The organism is Fundidesulfovibrio sp., from assembly GCF_058402725.1.
Window position 1 is genome coordinate 49,534 of the sequence record NZ_JBZVFJ010000005.1, and the last position, 9,363, is coordinate 58,896.

Consider the following 9,363-nt stretch of genomic DNA (forward strand, 5'->3'; position numbering starts at 1 on the left):
TAAGCCGCCCGCAACCCGCGTCATTGCTTGGTACCGGGAGGGGGACTCGAACCCCCAAGGCCTTGCGACCGGCGGATTTTGAGTCCGCTGCGTCTACCAATTCCGCCATCCCGGCAAGGGTCTGTCTATCTAGGTCAAGCTCCGGGCGCTGTCAAGAATCGCTTGAGCTTGCGCCCGGTTGCTGGTAGCCCGGTTGCCCCATGGACATGCCAGTCGGAACCCTCGCCAACGCCGGAGCCATCGTGGCCGGGAGCCTCGTGGGCCTGCTCATGCACGGCCGTTTCCCGGAGAACGTCAAGAAGATCGTCTTCCAGGGGCTGGGGCTGGCCGTCCTGGTCATCGGGCTCCAGATGGCCCTGGCCTTCGACCGTCCGCTCCTGATGGTCTTCAGCCTGGTGCTGGGCGGCATCTGCGGCGAGCTTCTGCGCATCGAGGACCGCCTGGAGTCCATGGGCGAGCGCCTCAAGGCCCTGGCCCGCTCCCGCAACGCCCTCTTCACCGAGGGTTTCGTGGCCGCCTCGCTCATCTATTGCGTGGGCTCCATGGCCATCCTGGGTTCAATCGACGACGGCCTGCGCCAGGACCCTACCATACTCTTCACCAAAGCCACCCTGGACGGCTTCGCGTCCATCCCTCTGGCCTCCACCTACGGCGTGGGCGTGATGTTCTCGGCCGTCCCCATCCTGCTCTACCAGGGGGCCATCACCCTTGCGGCGGGCAGCGTGCGCGAGTTCGCCACGCCCCAGCTGCTGGCCCAGCTCTCCAGCGTGGGGGGCTTCCTCATCCTCTCCATCGGCGTGAACCTCCTGGGGCTGGCCCGCATCAAGGTGGGCAACCTGCTGCCCGCCCTGGCCTGGGCCGCGGCCTTGTGTTTCACACCCATTTGAGCCACAACCGGGGCCGCCATGCACGAAATGTCCATCGCCCAGTCCATCCTGGACATCGTCCAGCAGGAAATGGAGAAGAACGGCCTGACCCGGCTCATCCGGGTCAAGGTCAAGTTCGGCCGCCTCACCAACACCGTGCCCGAGGCCCTGGACACGGGCTTCATGGCCCTCACGGCCCAGACGCCCCTGGAATCGGCCGTGTTCGAGCTGGAAGAAATCCCCGCCCGTTACCGCTGCTTCAAGTGCGCCGCCGAATTCACGCCCGAGGGCACGAACCGGCTGCTCGTCCCCTGCACGGCCTGCGGCGAGGAGTTCGGCCACGCCGTGCTCTCGGGCAAGGAACTCTACATCGACTTCATCGAAGCGGAGTGAGCATGAAAGTATCCGTGATCCGCAACGTCCTGGAAGCCAACGACCGCCTCGCCGGGGAACTGCGCGAGATGATGGCCGCGCGCGGCATCCTCTCGCTCAACCTCATGAGCTCCCCCGGCGCGGGCAAGACCAGCCTCCTGGAGCGCACCCTGCGCGACCTGGCCCCCGAGTTCAAGATGGCCGTCATCGAGGGCGACCTCCAGACCGACAACGACGCCCGCCGCGTGGCCGCCACCGGCGCGCAGGCCGTGCAGATCAACACCGAGGGCGGCTGCCACCTCAACGGCTCCATGATCCTGGAGGCCCTCAAGCAGCTGGACATCGAGGGGCTGGACATCCTCTTCATCGAGAACGTGGGCAACCTGGTCTGCCCGGCCGAGTTCGACCTGGGCGAGGACGCCAAGGTCACGCTGCTCTCCGTCACCGAGGGCGACGACAAGCCCGAGAAATATCCGCTGATGTTCAACCTCAGTTCCGTGTCGCTGCTCAACAAGGTGGACCTGCTGCCCTACGTGGACTTCGACATGGAGCGCGCCGAAGGCTTCATGCGCGCCCTCAACAAGGACATCACCGTCTTCGGCGTGTCCTGCCGCACCGGCGAGGGCCTCGAGCCCTGGTACGACTGGCTGCGCGCCAGGCGCGCCGCCAAGAAGCGCTAGGGGAGGGCGGTCCCCCAGCGCCGGGGCGGGCCATGGACTTCCGGGAGCTCCTGCTCGTCTCCCTGGCCTCCTCGGCCGTGCTGGGCTACGCCCTGGCGCTGGCCGTGGGCGTGGGGTTGGTGGTGCTCGTCCACAAGCGGGAGTCCCTGCTGCGCGGGGCCGCCGCCCGGCACGAACGCCTCTGCCGCAGGCTGCGCGAGAAGTCCCTGGAGCGCCGCAAGCTTCTGGTGCACAAGACGCAACGGCGCAACATCAAGGAACTGTCGTCCCTGGTCCGTGCAGGTCTGAAAATGCGCCGCCGCGAGCTGTCCCCCTGGGTCCGTCACGAGGCCGAGTCCCTGGTGCGCGAGGCCGTGGCCGGGCTCGACTTCGAGAGACTCCACGCCCTGCACGCCCTGATCGAAGGCAGCGCGCAGGACGGGCTTTCCCGCGAGCTGGAGCGCTTCCTCCGGCAGGAGACGTGACCATGGCCTTTTCCGAACGCGTGGGCCGCTTCATCGGCAGGCTCATGAGCACCCTGAAGAGCGAATCCGCCGAGTGGCAGAAGGCCAACCTGCCCGAACTGGACAAGCTCCAGCACGACCGCGAGGTGGCCCGCCTGGAGCTCAAGCACGCCCTGGAATCCATGGACATTCGCTACCGGGAGGAGCGCAACCGCATCCGCCTGGAAGAGGAGCGCCAGACCACCCAGTTCGCCGAATTCCTCGACAGCATCGACGAAATGAAGGCCGGCATGCTCGAAACCTACGCCTCCATGCCCAAGCCCATCGCCTTGATGATCCACCACCACGCCTCGGAACTGCTCAAGGAGGCCTGGTTCAGCGAGGACGCCCGGGAGCGCCTGCGCAACCAGTCGCGCTTCACCGACCTGATGCTCACCATCACCCAGGACCTCTCGGAACTGGGCGGCGAGGCGTCCCCAAAGGCCCTGCCCGAGAAGACCCTGGCCTTCATCCAGAACCGCCTGGACAAGTAGCCGTTCCTCCCTGTCCGCCGTGTCGCCGCGCGTCCGCATCCAAGCGGGGGCGAATCTTGTGTTGCCCGAAGCGTCCTTTAGGGGGTAATCGACTCCTACGCCCGGCGTCCCTGGGTCTCCCCGCAGGACGCCTCTCGGGCGCGCCAGTTTCCGGGAGGCCCGCATGGCAACGGACGGCAACGGCTCCCGCGAGCCGGACTTCGCTTCCCTTTTCGACCTGGACGAACTCCAGCGCATCCAGGACGCCTTCGCCCAGGCCACGGGCGTGGCCTCTCTCATCACGCTTCCCGACGGCACGCCGGTCACCCGGCCCAGCAATTTCTGCCGTCTCTGCAAGGACATCATCCGCCAGACCGAAAAGGGCCGGGAGAACTGCCGCCGCTCCGACGCGTGCCTGGGGCGCTACGACCCCGCCGGGCCCGTAGTGCAGCCCTGCCTGAGCGGCGGCCTCTGGGACGCGGGGGCAAGCATCCACGTGGAGGGGCGCCACGTGGCCAACTGGCTCATCGGGCAGGTGCGCGACGAGTCCCAGACGCTGGGGGACCTGCTGGCCTACGCCGACGTCATCGGCGCGGACAGGGAACAGTTCCGCGAGGCGTTGGACGAAGTGACCGTGATGTCCGAGGAGCAGTTCCGCAAGGTCGCCGAGGCCCTCTCCCTGATGGCCAACATGTTTTCGCGCCAAGCCTACCTGATCCGCCGCCAGGAGGATCTGCTGCGCTCCAGCCGCGCCGTGGCCCTGCGCCATCTGGAGAGCGAGAGGAAGTTCCGCACCATCTTCGATTCCGTCACCGAATGCCTTTTCGTCCACGACCCGGACACCGGGGCCATCCTGGACGTGAACCGCCGCGCCTGCGAGGAATACGGCTACACCAAGGAGGAAATGCTCCGGCTGGACGTGGCGGAGCTGAGTTCCTGCGTCCCTCCTTACGATCAGGAGCACGCTCGCCAGTTCATGGAACGCGCCGCGCGGGGAGAGCGGCAGCGCTTCGAATGGAGGGCCAGAAAGCGCGACGGCAGCCTGTTCTGGCAGGAGGTGAGCATCCGCAGGGCGTGTGTCGGCGGCGAGGACCGCCTGCTCGTCTCGGCCCGCGACATCACGGGCCGCAAACTGGCCCAGGAGGAGGCCCAGCGCGAGAAGGCCTTCACCGACGCCATCATGAACAGCGTCCCGGGACTGCTCTATCTCTACGACGCCGAAGGGCGTCTCGTGCGCTGGAACAAAAAGCACGAGGAGCTGACGGGCTATTCCTCCGAGGAACTCTCCCGCATGACCCTGATGGACTGGTACAGGGACGATCCCGGAGAAATGGAGAAGATCGTCAAGGCCGTGGAGCGCATCGGCAGCGACGGCTTCTCCAGCGCCGAGGGCAACCTGCGCAACAAGGACGGCAGCCACCGCCTCTACTACTTCACGGCCGTTCCCCTGACGCTGGAGGGCAAAAGCTACTTCGCGGGCATCGGCATCGACATCGCGGAGCGCAAGCGCCTGCAGGAGTTCATGGTCCAGACCGAAAAGATGATGTGCATCGCCGGGCTCACCGCCGGAATGGCCCACGAGATCAACAACCCGCTGAGCGGCATCCTTCAGGGGGTGCAGGTGCTCCAGTCCCGGCTCTTCGGGGATACGGCCCGCAACAGGGAGGCCGCCGCCCACTGCGGCTGCTCCCTGGAGACCCTGCGCGCCTACCTGGGCCACCGTGAACTCGACGCCATCATCACCGGCATCCGCGACGCCGCGGCCAGGGCGGCGCGCGTGGTGGCCAACATGCTGGAGTTCTGCCGACGCAGCGAATCCCACCGCGCGCCCTGCGACATGCGCGTGCTCCTGGACAAGGCCGTCGAACTCTGCGCCAGCGACTACGACCTCACGAAGAAGTACGACTTCCGCAACATCCTCATCGAGCGCGAGTACGACGCGGAACTGCCCCCCGTGCCCTGCACCGCCACCCAGATGGAGCAGGTGTTCATCAATCTGCTCAAGAACGCGGCCCAGGCGATGGCCCGGGCCTCCGGCGAGGGGTGGCGTCCGCGCATCACGCTGCGCGCCCGGCGCGACGGAGACTGCGTGGCCGTGGAAGTGGCGGACAACGGCCCCGGCATGAGCGAAGAGGTGCGCGGGCGCGTCTTCGAGCCCTTCTACACCACCAAGGCCCCGGGCGAGGGCACGGGACTGGGGCTTTCGGTTTCCTTCTTCATCGTCACGGAGTCCCACAAGGGGACGATCGAGGTGGAATCCTCGCCGGGACACGGCGCCCGCTTCATCGTGCGCCTCCCCGGCGTCCGCCCCTGAGCGGGGCAGGGCGGCCTGCCCCAACGCGGCCGGGGCGTGCCGTACGGGCGCGCATCGCCTGGCGTTCTGGAAAGGAACACGGAAACACCCCGGATTTCCGGTCATTCTCCCCCTGGCCGCAGCCTGCGGGCCAGCCACTCTTGCTTGAATTTCCACGACGCCCCGGCGCGATCACTCCCTCATCCGTCCCTGCCGCTTGCGAGGGGTCATTTTGCCACAGAGCGTGACGATTTCGCGGTCATTTTGCCACGGAAGCTCTAAGCGCTCGTTTTGCCGCAGGATTTTCCTTTGATGGGGCGCAGCGGACTCTTCCGGCGAGCCTTTTGCGCATGTCCGCCTGGCCGATGGGAAGCGCCGAGAGGCTGCGCCCGGGAAGCCTGTCTTTTAACATACTGAAATGATGTATGTTTAATGTTGGCCTGAAACTTGCCTCTTGGGGACCGACACGGGCACTGGCCCAGGACCGCAACCCCAACCCAAGGAGAAGCAAGTCATGGCCGTCATCGAACAAGTCTACGGATTCTTCATCCCCAGCGTTACCCTGATCGGCATTGGCGCTTCCAAGCAGATCCCCGAGAAGATCAAGGCTCTCGGCGGCTCCAAGCCCCTCATCGTGACCGACATGGGCATCGTGAAGGCCGGCATCTGCAAGCAGATCACCGACCTGCTCGACGCGGCCAAGATGGAGTACGTGGTCTACTCCGACACCATCCCCAACCCCACGGACGAGAACGTCCACGCGGGTGTGGAAGTCTACAAGAAGAACGGCTGCGACTCCCTGATCACCCTGGGCGGCGGCTCCTCCCACGACTGCGGCAAGGGCGTGGGCCTCGTGGTGGCCAACGGCGGCAAGATCCACGACTTCGAAGGCGTGGACAAGTCCACCAAGCCCATGCCTCCCTACCTGGCCGTGAACACCACCGCGGGCACCGCCTCGGAAATGACCCGCTTCTGCATCATCACCGATCTCTCCCGCCACGTGAAGATGGCCATCGTCGACTGGCGCGTCACCCCCAACATCGCCATCGACGACCCCATGCTCATGGTGGGCATGCCCCCGGCCCTGACCGCCGCCACCGGCATGGACGCCCTGACCCACGCCGTGGAAGCCTACGTCTCCACCATCGCCACCCCCATGACCGACGCCTGCGCCGAAAAGGCCATCGAGCTGGTCTTCAAGTACCTGCGCAAGGCCGTGGCCAACGGCCGCGACGTGGAAGCCCGTGAAGGCATGTGCTTCGCCCAGTACCTGGCCGGCATGGCCTTCAACAACGCCAGCCTCGGCCACGTGCACGCCATGGCCCACCAGCTGGGCGGCTTCTACGACCTGCCCCACGGCGAGTGCAACGCCATCCTGCTGCCCCACGTGGAGCAGTTCAACCTCATCGCCAAGGTGGAGCGCTTCGTGAAGATGGCCGAGCTCATGGGCGAAAACATCGCCGGGCTCTCCCCCCGCGCCGCCGCCGAGCTGGCCCTCTCCGCCATCCGCAAGCTCTCCACCGACGTGGGCATCCCCGCCGGCCTGGTGGAACTGGGCAAGCGCTACGGCAAGGACGTGCAGGCCAAGGACATCACCACCATGACCAAGAACGCCCAGAAGGACGCCTGCGGCTTCACCAACCCCCGCTGCCCCACCGACAAGGACGTGGAAGCCATCTACACCGCGGCCCTGTAGCCTTACGCATCCCATCCCGGACTGCCCGGAAAACCCCCAAGACACGGCGGCATTCCATGGACGTCCTCGACTTGAGCGCGTCGTACGACGCGGATTTCGTGGCCCGGGTCCAGGCCGAGAGCGGGCAGAACACGGCGCTTTGCTACCAATGCGGCAACTGCACGGCCGGCTGTCCCTACACTTTCGCCTACGACATCCCCGTGAGCCGCATCATGCGGCTCGTGCAGGCGGGGCAGCGTCGCGCGGCGCTCTCGTGCCGCTCCATCTGGCTGTGCGCCACGTGCGAATCGTGCACCACGCGCTGCCCCAACGACATCGACGTGGCCCGGATCATGGACGTGCTGCGCCACATGGCCCGGCGCGAAGGCTTCGCCACCGAGCGCAACGTGAAGGTCTTCTGGGACAGCTTCCTGGACTCGGTGCGCAAGCACGGCAGGGTCTTCGAGGCGGGCCTGCTGGCGCGCTACGTTTTCCTCACCGGCCGCTTCTGGACCGACGCGGACCTGGCCCCGCGCATCCTGCCCAAGAACAAGCTGGGGCTCAAACCCCACGTCATCAAAGGGCAGGCCGAAATGGCCAAAATCTTCCAACGCTTCGCGGAACAGGAGGGGCGTTCATGAGCGGGCTCTCCTACGCCTACTACCCCGGCTGCTCGGGCCTGGGCACCTCGGTCGAGTACGACAGCTCCACCCGGGCCGTGTGCAAGGCCCTCTTCATGGAGCTCGCCGACGTGCCAGACTGGAGCTGCTGCGGCTCAAGCCCGGCCCATGCCGTGGACCACACCCTCTCGGCCGCCCTCTCGGCCCGCAACCTGGCCCGCGTGCGCGCCATGGACCGGTCCGACGTGCTCACGCCATGCCCCAGCTGCCTCACCAACCTGCGCACCGCCGACCATCGCATGCGGGATGAGGCCTTCGCGGCACGGGCCAACGCCCTGCTGGACGCCCCCTACAAGGGCGGCGTGCGCGCCCGGTCGGTGCTCCAGGCCATCGTGGAGGACGTCGGCATGGAGATGGTGCGGGCCTCGGTGGTCAAGCCCCTCAAGGGAATGAAGGTCGCGGCCTACTACGGCTGCATCATGAACCGGCCCCCCGAGCTCATGGCCTTCGACGACCCCGAGCACCCCATGGCCATGGACCTCCTCATGGAGGCCGCCGGGGCCTCGGTGCTGCCCTTCCCCCTGAAAGTGGAATGCTGCGGGGCCTCCTTCGGCGTGCCGCGTCCCGACGTGACGGCCAGGCTTTCGGCCAGGCTCCTGCTCACGGCCCGGGAGATCGGGGCCGAGGCCATCGTCACGGCCTGCCCCCTGTGCCAGATGAACCTGGACCTGCGCCAGAACCAGGCCGCACGTTTCGCCGGAACGACCTTCGAGATCCCGGTGTTCTACTTCACGCAGCTTCTCGGCCTCGCCCTGGGCGCGCCCGAGGGCAGCCTCGGCCTGGACAAGCTCTGCGTGAGCCCGGCCCGCGTCCTGGAAGCCCCGGCTTCCGGGGAGACGAATCTTTCGCAAGGGAGCAGGTCATGAAGATCGGCGTCTTCGTCTGCCACTGCGGCAGCAACATCGAGGGCACGGTGGACACGGCCGCCGTGGCCCGCGCGTCCCTGGAGTTCCCCGAGGTGGCCCACGCCGAGGACGTGATGTACTCCTGCTCGGAGCCCGGGCAGGAGGCCATCATCGAGGCCGTGCGCTCCAAGGGCCTGGACGGCGTGGTGGTGGCCTCCTGCACCCCGCGCATGCACGAGCCCACCTTCCGCCGCGCCGTGGAGCGCGCCGGGCTCAACCGCTACATGCTGGAAATGGCCAACATCCGCGAGCACGTCTCCTGGATCGGCAAGGACCGCGAGGCCAACACCAACAAGAGCGCGGACCTCGTGCGCATCGCCGTGGAGAAGCTCAGGCGCAACCGCCCCCTCACCCCCAAGCGCTTCGACATCACCCGGCGCGTGCTGGTGATCGGCGGCGGCGTGGCCGGCATCCAGGCCGCCCTGGACTGCGCCGACGGCGGCATGGAGGTGGTGCTGGTGGAGAAGACCTCCTCCATCGGCGGCAAGATGGCCAAGCTCGACAAGACCTTCCCCACCGTGGACTGCTCCAGCTGCATCCTCGGCCCCAAGATGGTGGACGTGGCCCAGCACCCCAACATCACCCTCTACGCCTGCGCCGAGGTGGAGGAGGTCGGGGGCTATGTGGGCAACTTCAACGTGAAGGTGCGCCGCAAGGCCACCTACGTGGACTGGGTGAAGTGCACGGGCTGCGGCGCGTGCATGGAGAAGTGCCCCAGCAAGAAGTCCCACGACGCCTTCAACGAGGGTCTGGGCGGCGCTCCGGCCATCAACATCCCGTTCCCCCAGGCCATCCCCAAGAAGGCCGTGATCGATCCCGCCTTCTGCCGCCAGTTCGTCAAGGGCAAGTGCGGGGTGTGCGCCAAGATCTGCCCCACCAAGGCCATCGACTACTCCATGCGGGACGAGGTGGTGGAGGAGAAGGTGGGGGCCATCGT

At 66.9% G+C, this 9,363-nt stretch carries 10 protein-coding genes and 1 tRNA gene; 10 read left to right on the top strand and 1 reads right to left on the bottom strand.

Translation table 11 applies throughout. The features are described from left to right. Positions 1-28 precede the first annotated feature (28 nt). Positions 29-115, bottom strand: a tRNA-Leu gene (locus ACV4UX_RS01610). Positions 116-200: 85 nt separating this feature from the next. On the opposite strand from ACV4UX_RS01610, the gene ACV4UX_RS01615 reads away from it, so the two are divergent. From ACV4UX_RS01615 to ACV4UX_RS01660, 10 genes are all read left to right on the top strand, one after another. Continuing rightward, positions 201-887, top strand: coding sequence for a DUF554 domain-containing protein (locus ACV4UX_RS01615; protein WP_173080136.1), 687 nt, complete (start codon positions 201-203; stop codon positions 885-887). 18 nt (positions 888-905) lie between these two features. Beyond that, positions 906-1,259: a hydrogenase maturation nickel metallochaperone HypA/HybF gene (locus ACV4UX_RS01620; protein ID WP_173080134.1), complete on the top strand. Its 354-nt coding sequence runs from the start codon at positions 906-908 to the stop codon at positions 1,257-1,259. Between the two features lie 2 nt (positions 1,260-1,261). Further along, positions 1,262-1,918: a hydrogenase nickel incorporation protein HypB gene (gene hypB, locus ACV4UX_RS01625; protein WP_491591586.1), complete on the top strand. Its 657-nt coding sequence runs from the start codon at positions 1,262-1,264 to the stop codon at positions 1,916-1,918. A 32-nt stretch (positions 1,919-1,950) separates the two neighbouring features. Next, complete coding sequence (locus ACV4UX_RS01630) at positions 1,951-2,382, top strand: hypothetical protein (protein WP_491591587.1); 432 nt, start codon at positions 1,951-1,953, stop codon at positions 2,380-2,382. Positions 2,383-2,384: 2 nt separating this feature from the next. Then, the gene (locus ACV4UX_RS01635) at positions 2,385-2,894 is read left to right on the top strand and encodes a hypothetical protein (RefSeq protein WP_491591588.1); all 510 of its coding nucleotides are present in this window, start codon (positions 2,385-2,387) and stop codon (positions 2,892-2,894) included. 163 nt (positions 2,895-3,057) lie between these two features. After that, complete coding sequence (locus ACV4UX_RS01640) at positions 3,058-5,187, top strand: PocR ligand-binding domain-containing protein (protein WP_491591589.1); 2,130 nt, start codon at positions 3,058-3,060, stop codon at positions 5,185-5,187. Positions 5,188-5,680: 493 nt separating this feature from the next. Continuing rightward, positions 5,681-6,862 carry an iron-containing alcohol dehydrogenase gene (locus ACV4UX_RS01645; protein ID WP_491591590.1) on the top strand — a complete coding sequence of 394 codons (1,182 nt, stop codon included), beginning with the start codon at positions 5,681-5,683 and terminating at the stop codon, positions 6,860-6,862. Between the two features lie 56 nt (positions 6,863-6,918). After that, a complete protein-coding gene (locus ACV4UX_RS01650) occupies positions 6,919-7,482 on the top strand; it encodes a 4Fe-4S dicluster domain-containing protein (RefSeq protein ID WP_491591591.1) in 564 nt (187 codons plus the stop codon). Beyond that, the gene (locus ACV4UX_RS01655) at positions 7,479-8,387 is read left to right on the top strand and encodes a CoB--CoM heterodisulfide reductase iron-sulfur subunit B family protein (protein ID WP_491591592.1); all 909 of its coding nucleotides are present in this window, start codon (positions 7,479-7,481) and stop codon (positions 8,385-8,387) included. Before ACV4UX_RS01650 ends, ACV4UX_RS01655 begins: the two co-directional genes overlap by 4 nt. Next, positions 8,384-9,363, top strand: a 980-nt coding sequence (locus tag ACV4UX_RS01660; protein ID WP_491591593.1) for an FAD-dependent oxidoreductase, incomplete at its 3' end; no start/stop codon positions are given. The genes ACV4UX_RS01655 and ACV4UX_RS01660, both read left to right, overlap by 4 nt.

What these genes read in the sequence shown, in the direction of transcription:
- ACV4UX_RS01615 (WP_173080136.1), top strand. Translation starts at nt 201, where the DNA reads ATGGACATGCCAGTCGGAACCCTCGCCAACGCCGGAGCCATCGTGGCC.
- ACV4UX_RS01620 (WP_173080134.1), top strand. Translation starts at nt 906, where the DNA reads ATGCACGAAATGTCCATCGCCCAGTCCATCCTGGACATCGTCCAGCAG.
- hypB (WP_491591586.1), top strand. Translation starts at nt 1,262, where the DNA reads ATGAAAGTATCCGTGATCCGCAACGTCCTGGAAGCCAACGACCGCCTC.
- ACV4UX_RS01630 (WP_491591587.1), top strand. Translation starts at nt 1,951, where the DNA reads ATGGACTTCCGGGAGCTCCTGCTCGTCTCCCTGGCCTCCTCGGCCGTG.
- ACV4UX_RS01635 (WP_491591588.1), top strand. Translation starts at nt 2,385, where the DNA reads ATGGCCTTTTCCGAACGCGTGGGCCGCTTCATCGGCAGGCTCATGAGC.
- ACV4UX_RS01640 (WP_491591589.1), top strand. Translation starts at nt 3,058, where the DNA reads ATGGCAACGGACGGCAACGGCTCCCGCGAGCCGGACTTCGCTTCCCTT.
- ACV4UX_RS01645 (WP_491591590.1), top strand. Translation starts at nt 5,681, where the DNA reads ATGGCCGTCATCGAACAAGTCTACGGATTCTTCATCCCCAGCGTTACC.
- ACV4UX_RS01650 (WP_491591591.1), top strand. Translation starts at nt 6,919, where the DNA reads ATGGACGTCCTCGACTTGAGCGCGTCGTACGACGCGGATTTCGTGGCC.
- ACV4UX_RS01655 (WP_491591592.1), top strand. Translation starts at nt 7,479, where the DNA reads ATGAGCGGGCTCTCCTACGCCTACTACCCCGGCTGCTCGGGCCTGGGC.